This window comes from Massilimicrobiota sp. An142 (assembly GCF_002160725.1).
GTDB lineage: Bacteria > Bacillota_I > Bacilli_A > Erysipelotrichales > Coprobacillaceae > Allocoprobacillus > Allocoprobacillus merdigallinarum.
This window is the reverse complement of the sequence record NZ_NFLD01000020.1, coordinates 1-26,439: the sequence shown is the minus strand read 5'-3', so window position 1 is coordinate 26,439 and position 26,439 is coordinate 1. Positions and strand designations below refer to the sequence as shown.

Here is a 26,439-nt window from a genome sequence, read left to right as displayed (position 1 = left end):
GATAGGATAAAAAAACGTGTTATGCGTAAAATCCTAAAAGCTGGAGTGAAAATAGTAGTATTCCTATATTAGAACTAAAGCGACAGTACAGACGAATATCGACGAAGCTATGAATAGTGGTAATCCAGAGGTATAGGAGTATTAAGATTATATCTATATGATAATAAAATAACATTGTAAAAATGATACTGTGCTATAAAAGTGTTACTGTATGGGACAGATAACTACTATTTAATCAATAGCAAATACCTAAGCCCTACTTTATAGCAGACAGCAGAATAGAAAAAGCAAAAGCTCGTACAAAATTCATTACATTTGCACGGGCTTTTTTTATTTTTTGAATAGATATTATATGATAATGAAAATATGATTAAATGATTGAGAAATAGACATACTATAAATATGATGTCTGTGATTTCAACGTTTTTTGACATGATAAGAGCATAATTGATAACTTGGAATATTTCAAAAGCAAAGTTTTATCTATTTGTTATATTAACAAATGAGGATACTTTGAAATAAGAAAAATGTCGATAAAAAGGGAATATTTGTATAATTGTTATTTTAGAAATTTGACAAAGCTTTAAATATTTGTTATTATGCCTCAGGGTGATGGAGATGTATTTCAATACACATACACATTTAAATAGTGAACAATTGTATCCTGATAGAGATCAATTTATTCAAAATGCTTTAGATCATCAAGTCGAAAATATGGTTGTTGTAGGATATGATTTAGAGTCATCAAAGAAGGCTGTTGAGATAGCTCATGAGTATTCATTTATTTATGCAGCAGTCGGAATAAGTCCTAATGATTGTAAGGATACAACTGATGAAGATTTAAATGAAATTGAAAAATTGCTTCAAGACCCATGTGTAGTGGCTTTAGGAGAAATAGGTTTAGATTATTATTGGGAAGAAGTCCCTCATGAAAAGCAAAAAGATATTTTTATAAAGCAAATTGAAATTGCTAAAAAATATCAAAAGCCCATTGTGATTCATGCTAGAGATGCCTATGAAGATACTTACAATATCTTAAAACAAACTGCACATTATGGCATTATGCATTGTTATAGTGGATCGGCTGAAATGGCAAAACGCTATGTTGATATAGGTTTTGAAATATCGTTAGCTGGACCCGTGACATTTAAGAATGCAAAAGTCCCTAAGGAAGTTGCGAAATCAATTGATATAGATCATTTGATGATTGAAACGGACTGCCCTTATTTAACACCTCACCCATTTCGAGGAAAGTTGAATGAGCCAGCAAATGTTGTGTATATTGCCCAGGAAATAGCAAAGCTAAAGAACATGGAGATAGAAGACGTTGCTAGAATCACAACATTTAATGCCAAAAAAATGTTTGGGATTAAATAAGGAGGATATTTTATGTTAAACAAAGCTAAAGAGGCGATTGTCTCGGCTGATAGCCGAACAAAAGGAATTTTAGCAATGGCGGTTGTATACGTTGTTATTATGTTAGCAACTGTATCATCTGGAGCCGTCAATCAGATTACGAATTTTATTCCAACTGTAGACATTACATTAAAAGATGGATTGCAGGAAGAAAAGGATTATTTGGTCAAGCAGGATACAGTATCAAATGTCTTAAATGAATTGAATGTTGAGTTAGATACAAAAGATACTTTAAATAAAGATAAAGAAGAGATTGTTCAACAAGATGATTATATTGAAATCACAAGAGTTGAAACAAAAACAGTAGAAAAAATAGAGAAAATACCATACTCAACAAAAACAAAAGGTAGTGGAAGCTGGACAAAAACAGTTGTTCAAGAAGGAAAAGATGGAAAAGCAAAAAGAACTTATCTTTTCACTTATGCCAATGGAAAAGAAACAAATAAACAAATGATTAAAGAAGAAATTATTGAAAAGCCAGTGGATAAGATTATTCAATATGGTGGTGTCCTTGAAGGAACAACGTTTACTGGTCGTTTAACTCTATATGGTGGAGATTGTACAGGATGTGGAGGTACTTCATCATCAGGGGTTAAGCTATCACCTACAAGTGGTGTCAATAATACAAATTCGCCATATTTATATTATAATGGAAAGAAATATTATTGTTTAGCGGCAGATCGTTCTATTCCATTTGGAACTGTGATTAAAATTTCAAATCATAATTTGAATACAGAAGGAACTATTTATGGAATTGTTGTGGATCGTGGTGGAGCTATTAAGGGAAATAAGATAGATATTTTTAATGGTAGTGAAGGTTCTGGAAATAAATATTTTGGTGGAGGAACTTCATATACTACCAAATTTGAAGTTGTTTCTCTTGGTAGTGGAAATGCTAATTTTTGGAGATAGGAATGAAACTATCTCTTTTTTTTATACCTCATGATATAATAGAATCAATAGGAGGTATACATCATGACAAAAGAAGAACTTGCGCGTATATTTGATCATACATTTTTAAAGGCTTATGCCTCAAGAGATGATTTTATTCAATTATGTAATGAAGCAAAAAGTATTGGGGCGGCAATGGTAGCCATTAATAGTGAACCTGTAAAGTTATGTAAAGAGTTATTACAAGGAACAAATATTCATGTGGGAGCAGCTATTTCTTTTCCTTTAGGACAAACAACACTAGATATCAAATTGGCTGAAACAAAGCAGGCTATTGATGATGGTGCAGATGAGATAGATTATGTGATAAACATAGGTAAAGCAAAAATGCATGACTGGAATTATATTGAACAGGAAATGAGAAGCATTGTTGAACTGTGTCATGAAAATCAGGTGATTTGTAAGGTTATTTTTGAAAATTGTTATTTAACAAAGGAAGAGATTGTAAAAATAGCTGAAATTGCTAAAGAGGTTAAACCAGACTATATCAAAACAAGTACAGGTTTTGGCACTTCAGGAGCAACTGTAGAAGATGTGCGTTTAATGAAAGAAACAGTAGGTAATGAAGTGAAAGTCAAAGCTGCTGGAGGAATACGTGATTGGAAAACTTGTCAAGCTATGATTGAAGCTGGAGCCAGTCGTATAGGAACAAGTAGTTCATTAAAAATATTGGAAGAATTTCAACAGGAATAAGGCATAAAAGATGGTTTCAAATCAATTTTGAAATCATTTTTTTATTTTTTTCAATTTTTATGTGATAAAAAAGGATTCTTATGCATTGATAGGGTAAAGGAGTTGAAAAAAATGAAAAAATTAAAATTATGGGGAATAAGTTTATTAGCAATGTTTTTAATGACAGGATGCGGAAGTGGTCAAAATGTACAAAAATATACAAGTCTTGTCACTTTGGATATCAATCCAAGTATTCAATTACAATTAGATGATGATCATAAAGTTGTAGATGCTATTGCAGTTAATGATGATGCCAAAAAAGTTTTACAGGATATGGATTTAAAACAGGCAGATGCCAATGTTGCATTAAATGCATTATTAGGTTCATTAGTTAAAAATGGTTATTTAAATGCCAATCAAAATACAGTTTTATTATCAGTGGAAAATGATGATGAAACAAAACGTACAGCTTTAGAAGAAGAATTAAGTCAATATATTTATACAACATTACAGAATTATTCTATTGAAGGAGCTATATATTCACAAAATATTGATATTGATGATGATATAGAGAATTTAATGAAGAAATATAGTATTTCTTATGGTAAAGCTAATCTGATAGAAGATATTATGGATGATGATCAGACACAAAAACAATATACTGTAGAAGACTTAGTGAAATTAAATGCACAGGATCTTATTTTAATTCATCAATCAATAGATGATGATCAAAACAATCAAAATATGGTAGGAACAGTCAGTACAAAACAATATATTAGTCGTGATGAAGCTTTAAATATTGCACTAAAAAATGCGTCATTGACTCAAGATCAGATAAAAAATCTAGAAATTGATTATGATACAGAAAATGGTGTCCTGACTTATGATATTGAATTTCAGTATAATCAAAGTGAATATGAATATGAAGTCAGTGCTACAAAAGGTGTCGTAGAAAGAGAAGTAGAACCTGAAAAACCAAAGGCATCTACAAATACAAATTCAAAACAAAATACAAATAATGACAATACAAATTACGATACATCAAATTATGGAACAAGTCAACCGGCAAGCACAAATCAGTCATCAAGTTCAAGCCAGTCATCAAGTTCAAGTAAGCCATCAAGCTCAAGCAAGCCAGCAACTTCAAATTCATCATCAAATAAGAATACAAATTATGATAATACAAATTATGATAATTCGAACTATAATTCAAATCAATCATCAAATTCGTCAACAAATACAAGTTCTGGATCACAAAATACGAATACTGGTTCACAAAATTCTAACTATGATCAGAATTCTAACTATAATCAAAGTTCAAACAATAACCAGTCTTCAAATTATGACCAAAACTCTAATTATGATTCACAACAGAATTCTAATTATGACGATACAAATGATAATTCTAATTACGATGATTAATTAACATAAAATTAATATAAACTTTACAAAGATTGAAAGACATAACTATCTATATAATGTGATATTAACATTATGGGAGAGATAAGTGATGTTAAAAGAGAACAATCTGGAAAACTTATTAATAGCATTAAAAGATGATAATCGTGTGATTGGGGATATTTATGATCTTATGTATAATGAAGTCTATCGTTATATCTATAGTATTGTTCATGCAAAAGAATATGCCCAAGATCTGACCCATGATACTTTTATTCAAATCTATAAAAATGCACATTTATATAAAGGAAACGGACATGCGAAAGCATGGATCATAACAATCTCTAGAAATATCACTTATATGTCTTTAAGAAAATCAAACAGAGAACAAGTTGTAGATTATCATATTGATTCCGTAGATGAAAGTATAAATGATATACATGATAAGATGATGATTGAAAAGATGATGAATATTCTGCGTCAGGAGGAAAGAGAAATCATCATCTTACATGTTGTAGAGGGTTTAACCTTTAAAGAAATATCACAAGTGATGGATTTAAAATTATCAACTGTTCTTAATAAATATCACCGTTCTTTGAAGAAGATTAGAAAGAGTCTGGAGGAATGAGCCTTGAAAAATAAAGATATAAAAAGACAAATAAAAGAAGAGTTTCAAGATATTCATATGCCTTCAAAGAAAGAAAAACTGCTGGAAGATATTCAATTTGTTCAACCTATTCAAGAAGACAAACATAAAAATAAACATTTCAATATCAAATGGCAGTTATCAATATTAACCATTGCTTGTATATGCATCTTTTCATTTATCACTTTACAAACCCAAGATGCTTATTCCATATCATTTGAAGTTAATCCAAGTATTGAACTTAAAGTCAATAATCAAAGACGTGTTGATGATGTAATTTGTCATAATGATGATGCTGTACTTGTTTTAGATGACATGGATTTAAAAAATACAGATTTGGATGTCGCTGTCAATGCTGTGATTGGAAGTATGTTTAAACATGGCTATATTAGCGAAGCTAAGAATTCAGTCTTGGTCAGTGTACAGGGAAGTGATCAAGAAAAAAGAAATGCATTAAAGCAAGATGTCGCAACGGATGTGAAAGATATATTATCTGGTTATTCATTAGAAGCTTCAGTTGTTTCTCAGGATTATGACTTTTCTAAAGAAAGAGAAGCACTTGCAAAGCAATATGGAATCTCTGTTGGAAAAGTTACATTAATACAAAAATTAATTAATGTCAGTCCTAACTATGATTTTGAAGATTTAATTCATTTATCTATTAACGATTTAAATACATTGATACATTACAAACATTTGAATTTTAAGTCTATTACAATTGATGGTGTGGAAAGTCATAGTGGTTATTTAACAAATGAACAGGTGAAATCAAAAGTTTTACAACATGCACAGGTCACTGAAGAAAATGTTTATGAATATCGTGATGATTTGGATGTTCAGGATAACCAGCTTATATATATTGTTGAATTTACAGATGAATTTGCTAAGTATCATTATAAAGTGAATGCGATTAGTGGAGAGATTGTATTATTTGAAAGTGAAATGTAGAAAGTTTATCAGTTCCATTTTATCAGCTAGGGGAGGATAAAATATGATTTTTGAGTATCAGCCAGTCACTTATCGACATGAAATGAAACATAGAATCAATCCACTGGAAGCTCAAATATTAACGAGTCGCTTTGATGTCTTATTTCAACAAGACAAATATAGTCAAAAAGATGGCTTTTATCATGTGCATAGTCTCTATTTTGATACACCTTATGACCAGGCTCTAAAAGAAAAACTGGCTGGTGTTTCTCAAAGAGAAAAATTTCGCATTCGTTATTATAATCATGATTTAAGTTTTATACGTTTAGAAAAGAAAATCAAACATAATGGATTATGTGCTAAACAAACAGCACGTTTATCTGTTGAACAGGTTCAAAATATTTTAAATGGAGAAGTTGATTTTCTATTAAAAAGTGAAAATCCATTGATGATAGACTTCTACAGTCAAATCAAAGGAAAATTATTACAGCCAAGTGTAATTGTTTCTTATCAAAGACAGGCATATGTTTATGAAATATCACGTGTTCGATTAACCATTGATCATCATCTTTGTACATATCAAAATAAAAAGGATTTTTTAAATCTTAAACATGGAATACCAATTGACAATCATTATATCTTAGAAGTGAAATATAATGAATTTTTACCTGAAATTGTGAAAATGTCAGTACAAGGTATTTCACAAAAAACATCATCATATTCAAAATTTGCGCAATGTCGCATGATGGATTGGTAGAAAGAAGGGGAAGGATGAGTTTTCAGGATATTTTTAAATCAAACTTTTTAGAAAATGTCAATGCAGTGACATTATTAGATATGGGTATTGCGCTTGTTTTAGCTTTTACAATGGGATTGTTTATTTTCTTTGTTTATAAGAAAAGTTATAGTGGATTGATGTATTCGTCAAGCTTTGCGACAACGCTTATTGCATTGACAATGATTACAACACTTGTTATTTTAGCAATCACAAGTAATATTATTTTATCTTTAGGAATGGTTGGGGCACTTTCTATTGTGAGATTTCGTACAGCCATTAAAGAACCTATGGATATAGCTTTTCTCTTCTGGAGTATTGCGGTGGGAATTGTTTTGGCAGCAGGACTTATTCCACTGGCAGTCATTGGCAGTCTATTTATAGGAATCATACTGATTGTTTTTTCAAATCAAAAGAATATTCAAAAACCCTATATTTTAGTTGTCCATTGTGATAATACAGATCATGAACAGATGGTTATGGAATTTATTCAAAGACATGTAGATGCCTGTTCTTTGAAAAGTAAAAGTATAAAGCCAGATTGCATAGAATTAAATTATGAAGTGAGACTTAAGCAGCAGGAAACACTTTTTATCAATGAATTATCCAAGAAGGAAGGCATCCTTTATACTGTGATGGTTTCTTATAATGGAGATTATATGAATTAGATTATGATAAAAAGTAAGTTTATGGATGGCATTGTCATTGTTTGTATCTGTATATCACTTATATTTACGATTGGCTTTATGTTTTTTGATCATTGGGGAATAGAACCAGCCCACACATCTCCACCATATATGAATAAGCTATTTGATAATCAACGTGTTCATACGATTGATATTGAATTAGATAATCCGGAATCTTTTTTTGATCAGGCAGCAAATAAAGACTATCATGTCTGTGCCATAACGATTGATGGAGAAAAGTTTGATATGGTTGGATTAAGGGTTAAGGGTCATAATTCATTAGAACTGATTGACAGGTATCAATCAGATCGTTTTAGTCTTAAAATAGAGTTTGATCATTATGATGAAAATTATCATTATTATGGATTAGATAAGTTTACTTTAGACTGTTCTTTTCAAGATAATGCTTATCTTAAAAATTTTATGACCTATGATATGATGTCTTTTATGGGAGTCCCCACACCACTCACAAGTTATGTTTGGGTGACAATCAATCAACAGGATTGGGGCCTCTTTCTTGCAATCGAAGAGCCAGAAGAAGCTTTCGCAAGAAGACATTTTGGAAAAGATTATGGCATATTATATAAACCTGGATATACAGATGTTTATGCAGCTAATAAGGATTTAGCACTTCAATATATTGATGACCGTATTGAATCTTATCCTAACCTTTTTGATAATGCGAAATTTGATATTGATAGAGAAGATAAAGAAAGATTAATTCAATCACTTAAAATATTAGATGAAAATAAAGATTTAACCAAAGCTGTCAATATTGATGAAGTTTTAAGATATTTTGTTGTACAGGTCTTTGTGGTGAATTTAGATAGTTATCTGGGGCCAACAGGACATAATTATTTCTTATATGAAGAAGATGGTATGATTTCAATGCTTCCTTGGGATTATAATTTAGCTTATGGAACTTATGCATTAGGAATGCCAAATCCCAGCAATGATACAACGCAATATGTGAATTTTCCAATAAATACGCCTTATACCAAAGAAGTCATGTTAAACAGACCATTGTATCATCATGTGATGCTACATGATGAATATTATCAACAGTACCACGAATACTTTGATCAATTCATAAGTGAATATTTTGAAAGTGGGTATTTTGAAAAGAAGGTTAAAGATACTACAAAAATGATTGATTCTTATATTCAAAAAGATCCGACTGCATTTTGTTCGTATCAGGATCATCTTTTAGGGGTAGAAACATTTCAAGAGTTCTGTCAGTTAAGAGCGCAAAGTGTGAGAGGACAACTCAATGGAACATTACCTTCCACAATTGCCCAACAGGATGAATCTATTGTAAGAATTGATGCTTCTCATATTCATTTGGAAGATATGGGAGAAATTCCCGATTTATATACATAAAAGGTGTACTCTTTGTTTTGAGTACACCCTTTTGTTTAATCTAAATCCTGACCATGACTTTCAATGACTTTTTTATACCAATAGAAAGAATCTTTTCTATAGCGATTATAAGTGCCCTGCCCTTGATCATCTTTATCTACATAAATAAATCCATAACGTTTTCTCATTTCACCAGTTCCAGCACTGACAAGATCAATACATCCCCAAGTTGTATATCCAATTAAATTCACACCATTATCAATGGCTTTACCCATTTCTTTGATATGATCTCTTAAATAATCAATGCGGTAATCATCATGAATACTTCCATCTTCTTCTAATGTATCATAAGCACCTAATCCATTTTCGACAACCATGATTGGTTTTTCATAACGGTCATAAATCATTTCAAGATAATAACGTAAACCTAAAGGATCTTGTGCCCAACCCCAATCAGAATATGTTAAATAAGGATTTCTAGCTCCCGCAGCAAAGTTACCAGAAACCATATCATCTGTTTCATGTGTTGTTTCAATAGAAGACATATAATAAGAGAATGTATACATATCTACACAACCATTTCTTAAATCTTCTAAATCTTGTTCAGTGATATCTAATTGAACATGATGTTCATTCCATAATCTTTTCGCAAAAGTTGGATATTTTCCTTTACATTGAACATCTCCACAATAGAAAATACTCTTTTCCCACATATGGCGATTAGCCATAATATCTTGAGGATCACATGTTCCTGGATAAAATGTAATGCCACAAATCATACATCCAATCATATTATTTGGATCAATTTCATGACCAATCTGAACTGCTTTTGCACTTGCAACAAATTGATAATGAAGTTGTTGATAACCTTGTTGATGTTCTTTATCTCCAGCATGATTTCCAAAAAGATTTAACATCATAATTGTGTTATTGATTTCATTAAATGTGAGCCAGTATTTCACTAACCCCTGATATTCTTTAAAACAAGTTGTCGCAAAACGCACATAGAAATCAATAAGCTGACGATTGTTCCATCCACCATAATGTTCTTCTAAATATAATGGTGTATCAAAATGCCAGATTGTCACTAATGGTTCAATACCGTGTTTTTTACATTCCAAAAAGACAGAACGATAGAATTCAACACCTTTTGGATTAGGTTGATCTTCATCACCATGAGGATATAAACGTGACCATGAAATAGAAAGTCTAAACATTTTAAATCCCATCTCAGCTAATAATGCAATATCTTCTTTATAATGATGATAAAAATCTACACCATCATGATTAGGATAATAATAATCATCTAAAACAGCATACTTTGCGCCTTCTGGGATAGGTTGACCATTGATGACTTTACCAGGTTTTCCATCCTTATCAATAAATGTCACATATCTTGGTTCTTTCACAGAGCCACCTGTTGTGACATCTGTTTTGGCTGGTCCACGGCCATCTTCGTTCCATGCACCTTCAGCCTGATTGGCAGCAATCGCACCACCCCATAAAAAATTCTCCTGAAAACTCATATCTTATATTCCTCCTTATACTCTATATTGTAATAGCGAATGATGAAAAAAACAAATACTTAAAAAGAATGTATATATATGCCTTTTACAATATTAAACTTCATAAATAAGTCATAAAGTCAATTTATATTGAAAAGATATTTAGGTTTACTTATTAAAAGTTGTCTAAGAATATACTTTAAAAGATATGAGATTAAGAATTAATTAAAATTTGTTTTTTTGTATATTCTCGTATTTAATCATGTTACTATTAATGTGAGAAGAGAGTTATAAAATAGGAGGGTTTAAAATGAAAATTCTTGTCTTTGAAAAAGAGGAGCATCTTGATGCTTATGTAGGAGAATATATCTGTCATTTTATTAGAAATCATTCGCAACCAGTTATTGGGTTTGCAACAGGATCAACACCACTTGGAGTTTATCGCTATTTTATAGACAATTATCAGGCTCAAAAAGTAAGTTTTCGTCAGGTCAAAGCATTCAATTTAGATGAATATGTAGGATTAACTCCAAGTCATCCACGTAGTTTTGCATCAGCAATGAAAAATGAACTTTTTTCCCACATTGATATTTTACCTGAAAATATCAATGCTTTAGATGGATCAAAAGAAGATATGATTCAAGAATGTCAAAGATATGAATCTTTGATTGATGCCAATCCTATTGATATCCAAATTTTAGGAATTGGAATGGATGGACACATTGCTTATAATGAGCCAGGAAGTCCACTTGATGGAGCATGTCATGTTGTGGATTTACATCAGGAATCTATAGAAAGTTCACTTGATTATGGATTTGATCATATTGAAGATGTTCCTACACAAGGTGTCACACAGGGAATTGGTACAATCATGAAAGCAAAACAACTGATCATGATGGCTAAGGGAGAAAAGAAAGCTGATTTAGTGAAAAGAATGATTTATGGTGAAGTGACACCAGATTTTCCTAGCTCTATTATTCAAAGACATCCAAATGTGATTGTCTGCCTTGATAGAAATGCAGCGAGTCAATTGAAGGAGGAAGATTATGAAAAGCGTTAAAATTGTAACAATTGGTGGAGGTTCTTCCTATACACCTGAACTGATTGAAGGATTTATCAAAAGATATGATGAATTACCTGTTAGAGAATTATGGCTTGTTGATATTGAAGAAGGGAAACATAAGTTGGAAATTGTAGGAAATCTTGCAAAAAGAATGGTGAAAAAAGCAGGAATCCCTATGAAGATTTATATGACTCTTGATCGTCAGGAAGCATTGAAAGATGCAGATTTTGTCACAACGCAATTTAGAGTTGGACAATTAGATGCGAGAGAAAAAGATGAATTGATTCCTTTAAAATATGGTGTCATTGGACAAGAAACAAATGGTCCAGGAGGTATGTTTAAAGCTTTAAGAACAATACCTGTTATCTTTGATATTATTAAGGATTGTGAAAAATTATGTCCAAACGCATGGATTATTTCATTTACGAATCCATCAGGTATTAATGCCGAAGCTGTTTTTAGACATACAGGATGGAAGAAATTTATTGGTTTATGTAATGGACCAGTGAATATGATTAAAGATATTGAACATATTTTAAATGTTCAAGACAATGATGAATTAGGTGTTAAAATTGGTGGTATCAATCATATGATTTATGCATTGGATATTACATTGAATGGAGAAAATGCGAATCGAAAATTGATTGAAACAATGATTGATCAGGGAAATAGTGAATCTTTGAAAAATATTGTAGATATACCTTGGTCAAAAGAGTTTTTAAATAGTTATGGATATTTAGGTATTGGATATTTACGCTATTACTTACAAAAACAACAAATGTTAGAACATTGTCAGGAAGATGCTGCAAAAGGACAATGTCGAGCACAAGTTGTTAAAAAGGTTGAAAAAGAATTATTTGAAAAATATAAAGATGAAAATCTTGATGTTAAACCAAAAGAATTGGAACAACGTGGTGGAGCATATTATAGTGATGCGGCCTGCAACTTGATTTCGTCATTATATAATGATAAAGGTGATATACAAGTTGTTGATACTTTAAATAAAGGGGCTATTTCTAATATGCCTGATGATGTTGTGGTAGAAGTGAGCTGTAAAATCACAAAAGATGGACCTGTTCCTATCCCAGTCGGAGAGCTTCCTTTACAAACAGTTGGTTTAATTCATCAGTTAAAAGCTTTTGAAATTTTAACAACAAATGTTGCATTAAGTGGAAATTATGATGATGCATTAGTTGCGATGACAATTAACCCTCTTGTTCAAAGTGAAATCACTGCTAAAAAGATATTAGATGAAATGCTAGAAGCCCATAAAAAATACCTACCTCAATTTTATAAATAATAAAAAGACTTCAATTGAATTTTGAAGTCTTTTTCGATGTTTATATTTCATCCTGTGTTTCAATTGTCACAAGAATATCATTTTCTAAGATAGGCGTTGTTCCATTAGGGATAATAGATTGATGATTTCTTTGAATCATGATAATTAACTGTTTAGCAGGTAAAGAAATATCCTTAACAAGCTTATCTTTCCATTTATGTGATGAATGAATATGGGTTTCATCTAAACGAATGTTTTCCCTGTTTTCAAATTGCTTTGCGGCTAAAACAAGTAAATCTCCTTCTAATATTTCTGTATCACCATTAGGAATCAAAGTTTGGTGATCTCTTGCGATTAAAATAACTAACAAATCATCAGCATTAATATCTTTAAGCTTCAGATTTTTAAAATGATGATGATGACCTATTTTCATTTTCACAAAACACATATCATTATCTTCCTGATAATCATTAAATGTACGTAATATATCAACTTGTGGGTTGATCATATGACATTTCTTTGAAATCCATGGTAGAAGTGAGCCTTGAATAGAAAGTGAAAATAAGACAATACAAAAGACAAGATTAAATAAATCAAATGGTAAATCAACTTGATAAAGCACAGCATATATCGCAAAGACGATTGATGCAACACCTCTTAATCCTGCCCATGATACAACGGCCATTTGTCGCAATGGTGAACGAAACATACCAAGGAGTACAGAAATAGATAAAGGACGAGCTACAAATGTTAAGAAAATCATAATCAAAATGGCAGGAATAATAACTTCTGGAAGTTCGGATGGTGTGACAAGTAATCCTAGTAAAAAGAAGATTAAGACTTGTGCCATTTTTGTAAGAGTTTCATAAAAATGAACCATGTCTTTTTTATGGGGAATATAACTATTACCTAAAATGATGCCACAAATATAAACACTTAAATACCCATTTCCACCAATCAGATTAGAAAAAGCATAAGTGATAATACTACTCGCAAAAATAATAACTGTATTTTCATAGCTTTCATTGACATGAACTTCATTTAAAATTTTCACTATGATTTTTCCAATACAAAAACCACATAATAAACCAAAGATAATTTGTTGAAAAATCATAACTGGTAAAGATATGTTTTGTCCTGTCATAATCATAATCACAGATATTGTTAACATATATGAAACTGGGTCATTCGATCCTGATTCAATTTCCAACAAGGAGTCTGTTCCATACTTTAAAGATAAATGACGAGAACGTAAAATATTAAAGACAGATGTTGCATCAGTAGAAGAAATGACAGATCCAATTAATAAACTCTGTAACCATGATAAATCCAAAACATAATAAACAAATCCCGCAACCAGCAATGCTGTTAATAAGACACCGAGTGTTGATAAGACAATAGATTTGACAATTACTGGTTTGGCTACTTTCAAATTGGTTCCAAAACCACCAAAGAACATAATGAATATCAAACTGGTTGAACAAATCATTTCGGCAATCTGATAATCATTAAAAACAACACCTAAAATACCATTTTCACCTAAAAGCATGCCTAAAAGAATAAAAAACAAAAGAGAAGGAATAGCCAATTTATCTAAAAAACGATTTAATAAAATACATATAAGAATAACACATCCAACTAATACAAAATATAAATCCGACACATCATCTCCTTTTTCCAAACTATATCATATATTTGTGTATCCCATAATAACAAAAGATGAAAAAACGAAAATCTTTGTATAGAGAATAAATACTATACAAAGATTTTATTCATTAATAAGTTTTAAACTGTTCGTTATAGTAAGCTTAATAACAGACAGTATGAGCTGTATCTGGTGAAGGAAGATAAGCATAGTGCTCTTGAATTTGTTGACTTAAATCAAATGAATGGGATGAGTGATTTAAGATATGATTTTGTATTTGAGGTGGAAATAGCCTTTGAATAGAATCAATATAAAGATCTCCACTTTCAGGCGTTTCACATTGAACGACCTGGTTATCTTTGTAAGTGATTTTATAAGGAATAGAAAAGCTTTCATCTTGAATAAGTTCATCATTCAACACATAGAAACTTTCTAAATGTATCCACATAAAGATATGTTGATAATGACCTGTTTCTTCAATACCATAAGGAATATAATCTGTAAAAATATGATAGTCTTCCTTATCTTTATGATAAGAAGCATTCTTTTGTTTGGATATGACATAGTCTAAGGCTTTAGAATATAGTGTGTCTTCTTTTGCAACATGTGTCATCGAATCCTTTGTTATTGGACTTAAACAAAATAGACAGATGATTATCATAATGATGACCAAAAGTGATAAGCTGATTACTTTTTTCATGAATGGAACTCCTTTTCTAATTTAATGCACAATAACCTGTTTTTTCAATAATATATTGTCCCTGTGAAGAGAGAAGATAATCTTTTAATTTTTTTACATTTTCTTTCTGATTTGATTTTAAAGTCACACAATATAAATAAGTAGATATAGGATATGTCTGATTTTTAATATTTTCAGTCGTTGGCTTAACACCATCAACAGATAATATTTTCACATTTTGTTCTTGATGAAGCCCTTCTAAAAAGTATTTAAATGTATATCCGATTGCATCTTTTTCACCATTATATTGGGCTGTATCAGTAATAATACCAGTCATTGCTGAAACATATTCATATTGAAGAGGTTCCTTTAATGAAACATCTCCCATGAAATGGGTCATCATAGATTGACTGCCAGATCTTTCAGGTCTTTGAAAAGCGAGAATGTCTTTGTTTTGTCCACCAACTTCCTGCCAGTTTGTAATATCGCCATGATAGATATCTTTAATCTGTTGAGTTGATAAATGAGAAACAGGATTATCCTCATTAACAAAGAATACAAAAGCTTCCTGACCGATAGGTGTATATTCAAATTCAACACCTGCCTCTCTAGCCTCGTCTAATTGTGACTTTGATGGTTTGGCTCCAAAGAACATATCAACTTCACCATTGATTAAACGTGTATAACCTACAGATGTATTGGTGAATGTGACAATTTTGCCATTGGTATTATAATAATTGTAGTCTTCTGTTTCACTATAGGCTTTTTCTATCTGACCAATATCTTTATAGACAGCTTTCGCAATGGCACTGTAGACAGGATAACAGGCTTCAGCCCCATCAAGAATAGGCATGTCTTTTTCATTTTCAATAGTAAAAGTACTTGGTTCTTGAAGCTCTACAAGCTGGCTATTTTCTGTGTAAGGATAGAAGTGAGATAAATCAGTGCTGGAATAACCATTCATGTAGTCAAAATCATGTCCGCCCTTAAATTTTTGAGAAGGGCTATTCTGATAAATGTACAGACTGGTCGTTGTTGTTATTATCATGACTAATGACCATATAGTGATACGACGTGTTTGGATTTGAGGTTTTGTCATAGCGTAAATAATAATGAGATGGGCAAGAAGAATGATAATAGGACTGATAAAAACAACGGAGTAATTTCCAAAAGTCGTAGAGGATAAAATCAATGGACTAAAAGGAAGGGTAATAATATAGAAGATATTCCAGTAGGGAGAAGATAAATAACCTTGAGAAAGAATAAAAGAAATACATAGGGCTATTGAAATCAATAGAACAAGGAAAGCTTGAAAAAGAAAATAGTCTTTTTGAAGATTGTTTTTTCTTTTGAGCATAAATGTGTAAATCCATAAAAAGAGAATCATGATAGGAGGATAAAGTTCAGGTACATACATAAATCCAATAGCAGCTATAGAGAGAAAAAAATAAAGTAAGATGTAACGTGAAAAAAAGTAATATAAATATTGTTTCATAAGACTCACCTTCCTACTTTTATTATAATATAAAGATGTGTACGATTAATGGAAATATGATGATGAAAACATATTTTTTATTTTACATAAAATTAACTTAAACTTCATATTAACAAATCGCAAAGCCAGGTGGATTATGACATGATATAAAATGAATAAGAATGGAAAGGTTTTTTATAAGGAGATTTACACATGTTTATGAATCATTTGAAAAAGTATTTGAATATGTATATTTTTTTATTATTGCTTATCATTATTGGATGTCTTGTCATGATTATGCGACATCAGCCACAAGATTTTTATAGTTATCTTATTCAAGATATATCAAAAAGAGATCGTCATTTTGAAACAATTGAAAAAGTAAAATATCAGGATAATTTGTATTTTATAGTTTATCAAGATGATCAAGCTCAAAGCCATTTGCTTATTTATGAAAATGTTCAGAATTTATGGACGAACGACTATCAGTTTTGGGGAGGAAATTCTTCTTCACAGGATATAGATACTTTCAATTATGCAGATTCTCATCAGGCTATTATTGTTGTTTATGGGAAGAATAAACAAAATGCTTCTCAATATTCTTTTGTGAATGATGGGAAGGTTTATGAAAAAGAAATCAATGATTCCCATATCCTTGACATTTATATGTTAGATGGGTCTTCCTGTCATATAGATGATTGGACTTTATATGACCAAAATCATCAAGTTATACAAAATGAGTTATAAAAAAAATCAGTTTTTAAACTGATTTACTCTGTTTCAACTAAGATACAGGCAAGAATAGGTGTAATGCCTTGATCTTTCATATATTGTAATAATTGATCATCATATGTTCCTGGTTGCATCCATGCATAACGAATACCAATGCCAGACATTTCATCAATGTAATCATAGGCATATTTTGGATTGACCACAAAAACCACAACATCAATAGGGTGATCAATAGCCTCTAAATGAGGATAAATATGATAATCATCTATATTTTGATAGATAGGGGATACACCATAAGTCTGATATCCCTTTTCTAATAAACGCTTAAAGATTTTATAACCGTATTTTTCTTGATTAGGAGTGACTCCTACAACTGCAAAATGATAATATTTTTCTAATATGTCTTTAGGATTCATAAGTTTTCACCTCAAAAGTATTATAGCATATGCTTCATTTTATGCGCAACAAAACTTCAAGATACCTAAAAGTTTTATCTATTAAGAATGTATGAATAATTCAATTTGATAATATGAATATTTTGTGCTAAGATGAAACAGATTAAAGGAGTGTGAGGGAAAATGTATGATGTCATTGTTGTAGGAGGAGGACATGCAGGAATTGAAGCATGTTTAGCTACGTCAAGAATAGGGAAGAAAACATTGTTAGTGACATCGAATTTTGAAAATGTGGGATCTATGCCTTGTAATACTTCTATCGGCGGACCAGCAAAAGGAATTATTGTCAGAGAGATAGATGCTTTAGGTGGTCAGATGGGGAAAACAACGGATGCGACATACTTACAAATGAAGATGTTAAATACGGCCAAAGGACCAGGAGTCCAATCATTACGTGCTCAGGCAGATAAAAAAGCTTATCCACGTTATATGCAAAATGTCTTAAAACAACAGGAAAACTTAGATATCATAGAAGCTATGGTTGAAGGGTTAATCATTGAAAATCAGACAGTTAAAGGAGTCACTTTAGCTGATGGCACAGCTTATGAGGGACAAACTGTCATTTTAACAACAGGAACTTATTTAAAAGCTGAAGTCATGGTTGGAGATCAAAAGACACCAAGTGGACCTGATCAGGAAAAGCCATCATTGTATTTATCTGATCAACTGAGAGATTTAGGCTTCCGTATTCAAAGACTGAAAACAGGAACACCTCCAAGAGTAGAAATCAACAGTGTGGATTATTCAAAAACACAATTACAGCCAGGCACTGACGAACCTCTTGCATTTAGTTATGAAACAACAACATTTGTTCCTATTGAAAAACAAACTCCTTGTTATTTAACATATACAAATGAAACAACACATCAAATTATTAAAGATAATTTATCAAGATGTAGTATGTATTCTGGGATTGTCAAAGGAATAGGACCAAGATATTGTCCTTCTATTGAAGATAAAGTTGTGAAATTTTCTGATAAACCACAACATCAGATTTTCTTAGAACCAGAATCCAAAGAAATGAATACCATTTATGTTCAAGGTTTTTCAACATCCATGCCTCATGATATTCAAGAACAAATGATACGTACGATTCCTGGATTAGAAAACTGTCAGATTTTAAAATATGCTTATGCGATAGAATATGATGCGATTGATCCATTACAATTATGGCCATCATTAGAAACAAAAGTGATTAAAAATCTTTTCACAGCAGGACAAATCAATGGAACAAGTGGTTATGAAGAAGCAGCAGCTCAAGGATTAATGGCAGGTATTAATGCTGTTAAGACAATCAATCATGAAGAACCATTAATTTTAAAAAGAAATGAGGCTTATATTGGTGTCATGATTGATGATTTGGTTACAAAAGGAACAAAAGAACCCTATCGTATGTTAACATCACGTGCTGAATATCGTTTATTATTAAGACATGATAATGCGGATGAAAGATTAAGACAATATGGATATGATGCAGGTCTTGTTAGAGAGGGAGTTTATCAGGCTTATTTGGAAAAGATGAATCATATTCATAATGAAATAGAAAGATTAGATAGTATTCGTTTTACACCAAAACATGAAATCAATGAATTATTAGTACAATTAGGATCTACACCTTTAAAAGAAGGTATCAGTGCTAAAGGATTATTACAGAGACCAGAGATGGATTATCAGAAGTTAAAACCCTATATTGAGGATGCTCATTTGACATTAGAAGAAGAAAAAAGAGTGACAATTCTTATTAAATATAAAGGATATATTGATAAGACTTTAAGACAAGTAGAAAAACAACGAAAAATGGAAGAAAAACAGATTCCTCAAGATATTGATTATGAAGATGTTTTAAATCTTTCTTTAGAAGCTAAACAAAAATTATCTGAAATTCGACCAGTTACGATTGCTCAGGCATCAAGAATTTCAGGAATCAATCCAGCTGATATTTCAGTCTTGTTGATCTATTTAAAACAACATTATTAAGAGGTATATATGAATCAGGAACAATTTATACAAGCCCTTTTAGATAAAGGTATCACTTTAACATCAAAACAACTTGAACAGTTTGAAAACTATTATCAAACATTAGTTGAATGGAATCAAAAAATGAATTTAACTGCCATTACTCAAAAAGAAGATGTTTATTTGAAACATTTCTATGATTCATTAACGATTTCATTTGATTATGCATTGTCCAATCAATCTTTATGTGATGTAGGCGCAGGAGCAGGTTTCCCTTCTATTCCTTTAAAGATTGTCTATCCAGAATTAAAAGTTACTATAGTTGATTCACTTTCAAAGCGTATTACATTTTTAAAACATTTAATCCAAGTTTTAGATTTAAAAGATGTTAATGCTATAAGTGCGAGAGCTGAAGAATATGCAGTTAAACATCGTGAATCATTTGATATTGTGACAGCAAGAGCAGTCGCAAGATTAAATATTTTAGATGAATTATGCTTGCCTTTAGTGAAAGTTGATGGAGATTTTATAACTTTAAAAGGATTAAAAGCTCAAGAAGAGTTACAGGAAGCTATGCAGGGTATAGAAAAATTAGGTGGAAAAGTCATGAAACAAGAAAGCTTCACATTAACAGATGAAAACGCTCATCGTTGTAACATCTATATACATAAAGTGAAGAATACTCCATCCAAATACCCTAGAGATTTTAGTAGAATCAAAAAGAAACCATTATAACGCATCAGTTGATGCGTTTTTTCGTATATGATGATTTGATAAGCTTTTATATAATAAAAATCAGCTTTATATTATATAAAGCTGATTGAGGGGATATATGAACTATTTTATAGCATTATTCATATTTGTCTTATTGTATAAGATTCTATATATAGATACAACCTTCATTTTTTTATCTACACCATAAAATACAATATAATTCCCTACTATAAAATATCTATATTGTTTCTTGAGTGGTTTTATAAAATCGTAATATTGATAAATTTCTGGATTTGTTTTTAATAGTTCTATTTTCTTTTGTACTTCATTGACTAATTTATGAGCTGCAGGTTTATTATCAAGTTTTAATGTGATATATTTTACAATATCATTCAAATCGTCTTTAAATAATTGTAAATATTCTATTTTGTATTCATTCATTAAAGACTATCAATGAATTCATGCAAGTTATTAAATACTTCTTCATGGCTTAATCGTTTAGTATTTAATTCATCATAAATTTCCGCTTCTTTCATTTTTAAATATATTTCATTGTTTTCAATCATTTCTTGATAAGCCTCCATACTCATGAGAACCATGTCTCCATATCCATTCTTTGTTAGATAAATAGGCTGGTTGCTTTCATGTATCTCTTTTGATATTTCAGTTAATTTCGTTCTCAAATCAGATATTGGTCTAATTGTAATATGTTCCATAATGAATCACCTCATTTATAGTATATCATATTTCTATATATATTTATACATAAATATATATAGAAATATAAAATGATAGAGAAAATAGTGTTGTTTATCATGGTTATGATTTATTGATGTGATTGTTTCATTGATTTGGATAGATCGTGAGAAGAAAAGATTTAATATTTACAAATAACAACTTCATAGATGATTAATTATCTAAATATGTAAACTTTTCTTCTATTTTGACTTATAAACAATTATAATAAAAGTATAGAAATCTAATAGGGGAAAGGGGAAATCATTATGCGTTGTGATGTATGTGATACAAAAATACCACCGGGAGCAGATAGGTGTCCAAATTGTGGCTATCGTGTTAGACACAGTTCAACAGCGACTCATACGCAGGCAACATCTGCAAATTATCCAGAGCCAGAAGTTTTTAAACCAAAACGTAATAAAAAAATTTATATACCACGTAGAGAAAAAGCACGTGATCGTTCTCAACGAACAAAAGCATCTACTTTTAGAAAATACATTATTTTTATAGTGGCATTGATTGTTATTGGTCAGGTAGCAGCTGTTTTTATTGGGAATATGGTAAGTGATTATGAAAGTTATAATTATACAGAAATTGAAGGGGAATCATTTCAGGAAGGTATTGATAATGGGGATGATGATGGAACTTTGCAGTTGGCATTGGATTATGAAAATGATTTGAAAACTTTCTTTAGTGATGAGTTGTTATTACAAGAGGTAGAGGCAGATGAAAATTATTATATTTATGAAGATAGTTTAAGTGCTTATGCGAATGTATATGGATCTGATGATGTCATAAATTTAACAGCTTCTATTAGTTTTCAAAATCAGGAACCTTATCATCAATCTATAACTTTATCATGGAATAATCAAGGAACGATTAGAGAAAATGATCTCAATTTAGATCAAGCACAGATAGAAAAGATTAATGAAAAGTTTAATATTGATATTTTTGGAGCTATTGAGGCATATAAATCAAAATTAAAAGTTGATGATGATGATAATACACGTTTTGTTGTGAGTGATTATAAGGATGATGAAAGCATTTATTTGAGTGAATCTTATGGAATTGATGGTGAATATTTCATTTATTTATCTTTAGGACAGGACATTGGTGATAACTAATGTCTTTTTTATTTTCTCAATGAGAAAATGTATTGAAAACAATAAAAAATAATATATAATAAGATTAAACAATAAATACTAATAAAGGAGGATGAGAATGTTTGCGAAGGAAAGACAGGATGATATTGTTGAACAGGTGAATCAATCAGGCAGTGTTAAAGTCAAAGATTTAAGTTTGAAATATCAGGTTACAGAAGATTGTATACGTAAAGATTTGGCTGTCTTAGAGAAAAAAGGATTATTAAAAAAGACATATGGTGGAGCCATGAGTATTCGTACGAATCCTCATTTGTATAGCAGTTTACAACGTAAAGATATGAATAATGAAGAACGTATAGTCATTGCTGATAAACTCATTTCATTATTAAAAAATCAGGATACTATTTTTCTGGATATCTCAAGAACGCATGTAGAGGTCGCTAAACTGTTAAATCAGTCGACATTAACGCTTAATGTCATCACCAATATGATAGAGATTTTAGATATTTTAAGACATAATAAAAACATATCTGTTATTTTTATTGGCGGTGAACTGAATAAGGAAAGAGATGGTTTCTGGGGAGGATTATCTGTGCAGATGATTCAAAATTTTAAGATTGATAAGGCGTTTCTAGGTGTTGTAGGTGTTGATATGAATCATGGAAAGATTTCTACTTATTATGTGGAAGATGGTTTGATGAAACAGGCTGTTATGAAACAAAGTCAAATGAATTATATTGTATGTGAAGAAAGAAAACGAAGAGAAGATGGTCAATTTATCTATGGAAACTTAGAAGATTTAGATGGCATGATTGTAGCGGGTTCTTTAAATAAAGATGATCAAAAATATATCAAAGAGTATGACATAGATATCATATAGGAGGAAGCTATGGAAAAATTAATGAGTCAAAGAATTCAAATCTTAAAAGATAAAATGTTATCAGCACCACGTTATGCATCTATTGAACAGGCACGTATTATTACACGTGTTTATCAGGAAAATGAACATTTATCTATTCCTGAAAAAAGAGCCTTATCTTTAAAAGCAGCTATGGAAGAATTGGAAATAGGCTTTGAAAAAGAAGAGTTAATTGTTGGTAATCGTACAAAGGGTGTGAGATATGGTGTTGTTTTTCCAGAAAGTGGATGTTCATGGGTCAACAACGAATTTGAAACATTACCAACTCGACCACAAGATCAGTTTCATGTAAAAGAAGAAGATATTCAAGAATTTAGGGAAAAGATTTATCCTTATTGGAAAGGAAAATCAATGGAAGATGTCATTAAACATCATGGCGGTCAGGAAATTCAAAGTATTGCTAAGGTTGTAAAAATCAATCAGAAAGATCATGCTCAAGGTCATATTTGTCCTGACAGCGCATTATGGTTAAAGATGGGACCATTAGGACTCATGAATCAGGCTCAAGAAAAATTAAAGACATGTGAGGAATCACAAAAAGAGTTTTATGAATGTGTTGTTCTGGTTATGCAGGGTGCCTGTACATTTATGAAAAGATACCATGATATGATTATGGAAAATATTGATGAAGTCGAAGAACCTTATCAACAATCTTTAAGAACAGTCGCAAACAATTGTTTAAATCTCACAAAACGTCCACCTGAAACATTCCATGAAGCTGTGCAATCCTTATGGTTTTTATTTGTCCTATTGCATATGGAATCTAATGCGTCTTCTTTTTCTCCAGGAAGAATGGATCAATATTTATATCCTTATTATCAAAAAGATATAGAATCAGGAAAGATATCTATGGAAGATGCTTTAGACATCTTAGAATGTTTATGGTTAAAATTTAATCAGATCGTTTATTTACGTAATCAAAATAGTGCCAAATATTTTGCAGGATTCCCCATTGGATTTAATATTGCGATTGGGGGCGAGGATGAAAATGGTAATGACACCTATAATGAGCTTTCTTTACTTTGTTTACAGTGCCAATATGATTTAGGACTACCACAACCGAATTTATCAGTACGTTTAAATCGCAATAGTTCTCATGAGCTGATGCAAAAAGCTATTGAAGTTGTATCCAAAGGAAGTGGTATGCCACAATTCTTTAATGATGAAGCCATTATTCATGCGTTAATGGAACTAGGTATTGAAAAGAAAGATGCTTTAAATTATGCAATTGTAGGTTGTGTAGAATTAACAACACATGGCAACAATTTAGGTTGGTCTGATGCAGCTATGTTTAATTTGAATAAAGCTTTGGAATTGACATTGAATCATGGCAAGTGTTTATTGACAGATGAACAGATTGGATTGAATCTAGGAGGATTGGATACTTATCAGACATTTGAAGATTTAGAAAAAGCCTTTCAGCAACAAATTGATTACTTTATAGACAAGATGATGCAATGTGAAGTCATCGTTGAAAAAGCTCATCAAGATTGTTTACCAACAGCTTTCTTATCATCAGTTATTGACGATTGTCTAGAAAATGGTTTAGATGTCACAAAAGGTGGAGCTAAATATAATCTATCTGGTATTCAAATGATTCAAATCGCAAACTTGGCAGATTCTTTGGCTGCTATGAAACAATTGGTTTATGATGATCAGGTTATTGATGCTAAGGAATTACTAGCAGCCTTACAATCAGATTTTAAAGGATATGAAATCATTCAGACAATGTTGTTAAATAAAGTGCCTAAATATGGAAATGATGTAGAATGGGTTGATCGTTTAGGAGCTAAATGGGCTGAGTATTTTAGATCAAGAATGAAAGATTATACGAATTATCGTGGTGGCCCATATCATACAGGTATGTATACAGTTTCAGCTCATGTTCCAATGGGAGAAAATGTTGGCGCTTCTCCTGATGGAAGAAATGCTTTAACGCCATTAGCTGATGGGGGTATGTCACCTGTTTATGGACGTGATTTGAAAGGTCCAACAGCAGTTTTAAAATCAGTATCACGTTTAAACAATACTTTGACAACAAATGGTGGCTTATTGAATATGAAGTTTTTGCCAGAGTTTTTTGAAACAAAAAATGGAATGAACAAGTTTGAAAACTTTTTAAGAGCTTTTGTTGATTTAAAAGTTCCACATATTCAGTTCAATGTTGTCAGACGTGAAGATCTCGAAGATGCCCAGATTCGTCCTCAACTTCATAAATCATTAACAATACGCGTGGCAGGATATACAGCTTATTTTGTAGAGTTAGCGCATAAATTACAGGATGAAATCATTGAAAGGACAACATATGACAACATCTAAAGCATTAGTGTTTGATATTAAAAGATTTGCTGTACATGATGGGGATGGTATTAGAACAACCATTTTCTTTAAAGGTTGTCCCCTTCATTGTATATGGTGTCAAAATCCCGAGGGTATATCACCACAAAGACAACCTGTTTATTTTCAAAACAATTGTATACATTGTCGCTGTTGTGAAAAGTATGCAAAAGCAGGACAAATGATTTATCAAAATGATAGACCTTATTTCAATAAAGATTATCAAGGTGATTTTGATCAATTAATTCATGTCTGTCCATCGGCTGCAATTCGTTATGACAGTCAATATTATGATGTCGATATGCTGATGAAAGAAATTGAGTCTGATCGTGTTTTTTATCGTGATAGTGGTGGAGTAACTTTTTCTGGTGGAGAACCATTTATGCAGGGAGAGTTCTTAATTGATATTTTGAAACGTTGTCACCAACAACATATTCACACTGCCATTGAAACAACACTTTATACGTCATTAGATTTCATTCAAAAAGCATTACCATATCTTGATCAGATTTATATTGATTTAAAAATCAATGATGAAGATATGCATCAAAAGTATGTTGGAGGTTCATTATCAACAATCAAAAAACATATTCAATATGTCTTAGAAAGTGAACATAGACATAAAGTGATTATCAGGACACCATTGATTCCTCAAATCACTGCGACAGAACAAAATATTCAATCTATCAGTCATTTTTTATCGCATATTTATCCAGATGTCCAATATGAATTACTCAATTATAATCCCTTGGCATCTGCTAAATATGAGTGGGTTGATTTTGATTATGGGATTGATTCAAAATATAAGAAATTAACAGATGAAGAAATGGAAACATTTTATCAAATTGTTTATCAAAATGGTATCAAAAATTTAATCAAAGAATAACAGGAGGAGAAGATTATGGAATTTATTATTGATACAGTTGATTTAGAAGAAATTAAGGAAGCCGTTGCTTATATGCCTATCGTAGGTGTTACAAGCAATCCTTCTATTGTCAAGAAGACAAGCC

Annotated in this window: 26 protein-coding genes; 19 read left to right on the top strand and 7 right to left on the bottom strand. The window is 31.1% G+C overall.

The annotated features are described in order from the left end of the window. Positions 1-618 precede the first annotated feature (618 nt). The 9 genes from B5E87_RS09195 to B5E87_RS09155 all read left to right on the top strand — a co-directional run bounded on the left by B5E87_RS09195 (position 619) and on the right by B5E87_RS09155 (position 8,851). Positions 619-1,377 carry a TatD family hydrolase gene (locus tag B5E87_RS09195; RefSeq protein WP_087244632.1) on the top strand — a complete coding sequence of 253 codons (759 nt, stop codon included), beginning with the start codon at positions 619-621 and terminating at the stop codon, positions 1,375-1,377. 12 nt (positions 1,378-1,389) lie between these two features. After that, positions 1,390-2,328: a 3D domain-containing protein gene (locus B5E87_RS09190; RefSeq protein ID WP_087244631.1), complete on the top strand. Its 939-nt coding sequence runs from the start codon at positions 1,390-1,392 to the stop codon at positions 2,326-2,328. Positions 2,329-2,391: 63 nt separating this feature from the next. Continuing rightward, positions 2,392-3,060, top strand: a complete 669-nt coding sequence (deoC, locus tag B5E87_RS09185; RefSeq protein ID WP_087244630.1) for a deoxyribose-phosphate aldolase — start codon at positions 2,392-2,394, stop codon at positions 3,058-3,060. Positions 3,061-3,171: 111 nt separating this feature from the next. Continuing rightward, positions 3,172-4,461, top strand: coding sequence for a PepSY domain-containing protein (locus tag B5E87_RS09180; RefSeq protein ID WP_087244629.1), 1,290 nt, complete (start codon positions 3,172-3,174; stop codon positions 4,459-4,461). A gap of 88 nt (positions 4,462-4,549) precedes the next feature. Beyond that, the gene (locus B5E87_RS09175) at positions 4,550-5,065 is read left to right on the top strand and encodes an RNA polymerase sigma factor (protein ID WP_087244628.1); all 516 of its coding nucleotides are present in this window, start codon (positions 4,550-4,552) and stop codon (positions 5,063-5,065) included. 3 nt (positions 5,066-5,068) lie between these two features. Continuing rightward, positions 5,069-6,031 carry a PepSY domain-containing protein gene (locus B5E87_RS09170; RefSeq protein ID WP_087244627.1) on the top strand — a complete coding sequence of 321 codons (963 nt, stop codon included), beginning with the start codon at positions 5,069-5,071 and terminating at the stop codon, positions 6,029-6,031. A 43-nt stretch (positions 6,032-6,074) separates the two neighbouring features. After that, positions 6,075-6,767: a polyphosphate polymerase domain-containing protein gene (locus B5E87_RS09165; RefSeq protein ID WP_087244626.1), complete on the top strand. Its 693-nt coding sequence runs from the start codon at positions 6,075-6,077 to the stop codon at positions 6,765-6,767. Between the two features lie 14 nt (positions 6,768-6,781). Next, positions 6,782-7,453, top strand: coding sequence for a DUF4956 domain-containing protein (locus tag B5E87_RS09160; protein ID WP_087244625.1), 672 nt, complete (start codon positions 6,782-6,784; stop codon positions 7,451-7,453). A gap of 3 nt (positions 7,454-7,456) precedes the next feature. Then, the gene (locus B5E87_RS09155) at positions 7,457-8,851 is read left to right on the top strand and encodes a CotH kinase family protein (protein ID WP_087244624.1); all 1,395 of its coding nucleotides are present in this window, start codon (positions 7,457-7,459) and stop codon (positions 8,849-8,851) included. 35 nt (positions 8,852-8,886) lie between these two features. Here the strand turns inward: B5E87_RS09155 and B5E87_RS09150 are convergent, their stop codons facing one another. Next, positions 8,887-10,356, bottom strand: coding sequence for a family 1 glycosylhydrolase (locus B5E87_RS09150; protein WP_087244623.1), 1,470 nt, complete (start codon positions 10,354-10,356; stop codon positions 8,887-8,889). A 289-nt stretch (positions 10,357-10,645) separates the two neighbouring features. Between B5E87_RS09150 and nagB the strand changes: the two genes are divergently transcribed. Together nagB and B5E87_RS09140 are read left to right on the top strand one after the other, a co-directional pair. Continuing rightward, the gene (gene nagB, locus B5E87_RS09145) at positions 10,646-11,395 is read left to right on the top strand and encodes a glucosamine-6-phosphate deaminase (RefSeq protein WP_087244622.1); all 750 of its coding nucleotides are present in this window, start codon (positions 10,646-10,648) and stop codon (positions 11,393-11,395) included. Then, complete coding sequence (locus tag B5E87_RS09140; RefSeq protein ID WP_087244621.1) at positions 11,382-12,698, top strand: 6-phospho-beta-glucosidase; 1,317 nt, start codon at positions 11,382-11,384, stop codon at positions 12,696-12,698. Before nagB ends, B5E87_RS09140 begins: the two co-directional genes overlap by 14 nt. Positions 12,699-12,738: 40 nt before the next feature. On the opposite strand, the gene B5E87_RS09135 is transcribed toward B5E87_RS09140, so the two are convergent. From B5E87_RS09135 to B5E87_RS09125, 3 genes are all read right to left on the bottom strand, one after another. Next, positions 12,739-14,340, bottom strand: a complete 1,602-nt coding sequence (locus B5E87_RS09135; protein ID WP_087244620.1) for a potassium/proton antiporter — start codon at positions 14,338-14,340, stop codon at positions 12,739-12,741. A gap of 145 nt (positions 14,341-14,485) precedes the next feature. Then, positions 14,486-15,022, bottom strand: coding sequence for a hypothetical protein (locus B5E87_RS09130; protein WP_087244619.1), 537 nt, complete (start codon positions 15,020-15,022; stop codon positions 14,486-14,488). 16 nt (positions 15,023-15,038) lie between these two features. Further along, a complete protein-coding gene (locus B5E87_RS09125) occupies positions 15,039-16,496 on the bottom strand; it encodes a PstS family phosphate ABC transporter substrate-binding protein (RefSeq protein WP_241147155.1) in 1,458 nt (485 codons plus the stop codon). 192 nt (positions 16,497-16,688) lie between these two features. Between B5E87_RS09125 and B5E87_RS09120 the strand changes: the two genes are divergently transcribed. After that, a complete protein-coding gene (locus B5E87_RS09120) occupies positions 16,689-17,222 on the top strand; it encodes a hypothetical protein (protein WP_087244618.1) in 534 nt (177 codons plus the stop codon). A gap of 23 nt (positions 17,223-17,245) precedes the next feature. On the opposite strand, the gene B5E87_RS09115 is transcribed toward B5E87_RS09120, so the two are convergent. Next, positions 17,246-17,623, bottom strand: coding sequence for a CoA-binding protein (locus B5E87_RS09115; protein WP_087244617.1), 378 nt, complete (start codon positions 17,621-17,623; stop codon positions 17,246-17,248). 162 nt (positions 17,624-17,785) lie between these two features. Here B5E87_RS09115 and mnmG point away from each other — a divergent pair, with 162 nt between their 5' ends. Beyond that, complete coding sequence (gene mnmG, locus B5E87_RS09110; protein WP_087244616.1) at positions 17,786-19,639, top strand: tRNA uridine-5-carboxymethylaminomethyl(34) synthesis enzyme MnmG; 1,854 nt, start codon at positions 17,786-17,788, stop codon at positions 19,637-19,639. A 9-nt stretch (positions 19,640-19,648) separates the two neighbouring features. Then, entirely contained in the window at positions 19,649-20,353 is a 705-nt protein-coding gene (rsmG, locus tag B5E87_RS09105; RefSeq protein WP_087244615.1) for a 16S rRNA (guanine(527)-N(7))-methyltransferase RsmG, read from the top strand. Positions 20,354-20,455: 102 nt separating this feature from the next. On the opposite strand, the gene B5E87_RS09100 is transcribed toward rsmG, so the two are convergent. Continuing rightward, the gene (locus tag B5E87_RS09100; RefSeq protein WP_087244614.1) at positions 20,456-20,773 is read right to left on the bottom strand and encodes a type II toxin-antitoxin system RelE/ParE family toxin; all 318 of its coding nucleotides are present in this window, start codon (positions 20,771-20,773) and stop codon (positions 20,456-20,458) included. Further along, entirely contained in the window at positions 20,773-21,048 is a 276-nt protein-coding gene (locus B5E87_RS09095; RefSeq protein WP_087244613.1) for a type II toxin-antitoxin system Phd/YefM family antitoxin, read from the bottom strand. Before B5E87_RS09095 ends, B5E87_RS09100 begins: the two co-directional genes overlap by 1 nt. Before the next feature lie 288 nt (positions 21,049-21,336). On the opposite strand from B5E87_RS09095, the gene B5E87_RS09090 reads away from it, so the two are divergent. The 5 genes from B5E87_RS09090 to B5E87_RS14895 all read left to right on the top strand — a co-directional run. After that, positions 21,337-22,194 (top strand): zinc ribbon domain-containing protein, encoded by an 858-nt coding sequence (locus B5E87_RS09090; protein WP_087244612.1) that lies wholly within the window; start codon positions 21,337-21,339, stop codon positions 22,192-22,194. A 97-nt stretch (positions 22,195-22,291) separates the two neighbouring features. Next, entirely contained in the window at positions 22,292-23,053 is a 762-nt protein-coding gene (locus tag B5E87_RS09085; RefSeq protein WP_087244611.1) for a DeoR/GlpR family DNA-binding transcription regulator, read from the top strand. 9 nt (positions 23,054-23,062) lie between these two features. Beyond that, on the top strand, positions 23,063-25,411 hold the full coding sequence (locus B5E87_RS09080; RefSeq protein ID WP_087244610.1) for a glycyl radical protein: 2,349 nt from the start codon (positions 23,063-23,065) through the stop codon (positions 25,409-25,411). Continuing rightward, entirely contained in the window at positions 25,374-26,315 is a 942-nt protein-coding gene (locus B5E87_RS09075; protein WP_206399280.1) for a glycyl-radical enzyme activating protein, read from the top strand. Before B5E87_RS09080 ends, B5E87_RS09075 begins: the two co-directional genes overlap by 38 nt. A gap of 15 nt (positions 26,316-26,330) precedes the next feature. Beyond that, on the top strand, positions 26,331-26,439 hold a 109-nt coding region (locus tag B5E87_RS14895), incomplete at its 3' end, for a transaldolase family protein (protein ID WP_275112312.1).

Bases quoted from the DNA above. Each gene is read 5' to 3' on its own strand.
- B5E87_RS09150 (WP_087244623.1), bottom strand. From the start codon at position 10,356: ATGAGTTTTCAGGAGAATTTTTTATGGGGTGGTGCGATTGCTGCCAAT.
- B5E87_RS09095 (WP_087244613.1), bottom strand. From the start codon at position 21,048: ATGGAACATATTACAATTAGACCAATATCTGATTTGAGAACGAAATTA.
- B5E87_RS09085 (WP_087244611.1), top strand. From the start codon at position 22,292: ATGTTTGCGAAGGAAAGACAGGATGATATTGTTGAACAGGTGAATCAA.
- B5E87_RS09090 (WP_087244612.1), top strand. From the start codon at position 21,337: ATGCGTTGTGATGTATGTGATACAAAAATACCACCGGGAGCAGATAGG.
- B5E87_RS09120 (WP_087244618.1), top strand. From the start codon at position 16,689: ATGTTTATGAATCATTTGAAAAAGTATTTGAATATGTATATTTTTTTA.
- B5E87_RS09190 (WP_087244631.1), top strand. From the start codon at position 1,390: ATGTTAAACAAAGCTAAAGAGGCGATTGTCTCGGCTGATAGCCGAACA.
- B5E87_RS09165 (WP_087244626.1), top strand. From the start codon at position 6,075: ATGATTTTTGAGTATCAGCCAGTCACTTATCGACATGAAATGAAACAT.
- B5E87_RS09130 (WP_087244619.1), bottom strand. From the start codon at position 15,022: ATGAAAAAAGTAATCAGCTTATCACTTTTGGTCATCATTATGATAATC.
- B5E87_RS09100 (WP_087244614.1), bottom strand. From the start codon at position 20,773: ATGAATGAATACAAAATAGAATATTTACAATTATTTAAAGACGATTTG.
- B5E87_RS09115 (WP_087244617.1), bottom strand. From the start codon at position 17,623: ATGAATCCTAAAGACATATTAGAAAAATATTATCATTTTGCAGTTGTA.
- nagB (WP_087244622.1), top strand. From the start codon at position 10,646: ATGAAAATTCTTGTCTTTGAAAAAGAGGAGCATCTTGATGCTTATGTA.
- B5E87_RS09180 (WP_087244629.1), top strand. From the start codon at position 3,172: ATGAAAAAATTAAAATTATGGGGAATAAGTTTATTAGCAATGTTTTTA.
- B5E87_RS09140 (WP_087244621.1), top strand. From the start codon at position 11,382: ATGAAAAGCGTTAAAATTGTAACAATTGGTGGAGGTTCTTCCTATACA.
- mnmG (WP_087244616.1), top strand. From the start codon at position 17,786: ATGTATGATGTCATTGTTGTAGGAGGAGGACATGCAGGAATTGAAGCA.
- B5E87_RS09075 (WP_206399280.1), top strand. From the start codon at position 25,374: ATGAAATCATTGAAAGGACAACATATGACAACATCTAAAGCATTAGTG.
- B5E87_RS09155 (WP_087244624.1), top strand. From the start codon at position 7,457: ATGATAAAAAGTAAGTTTATGGATGGCATTGTCATTGTTTGTATCTGT.
- B5E87_RS09160 (WP_087244625.1), top strand. From the start codon at position 6,782: ATGAGTTTTCAGGATATTTTTAAATCAAACTTTTTAGAAAATGTCAAT.
- B5E87_RS09080 (WP_087244610.1), top strand. From the start codon at position 23,063: ATGGAAAAATTAATGAGTCAAAGAATTCAAATCTTAAAAGATAAAATG.
- rsmG (WP_087244615.1), top strand. From the start codon at position 19,649: ATGAATCAGGAACAATTTATACAAGCCCTTTTAGATAAAGGTATCACT.
- deoC (WP_087244630.1), top strand. From the start codon at position 2,392: ATGACAAAAGAAGAACTTGCGCGTATATTTGATCATACATTTTTAAAG.
- B5E87_RS09195 (WP_087244632.1), top strand. From the start codon at position 619: ATGTATTTCAATACACATACACATTTAAATAGTGAACAATTGTATCCT.
- B5E87_RS09125 (WP_241147155.1), bottom strand. From the start codon at position 16,496: ATGAAACAATATTTATATTACTTTTTTTCACGTTACATCTTACTTTAT.
- B5E87_RS09175 (WP_087244628.1), top strand. From the start codon at position 4,550: ATGTTAAAAGAGAACAATCTGGAAAACTTATTAATAGCATTAAAAGAT.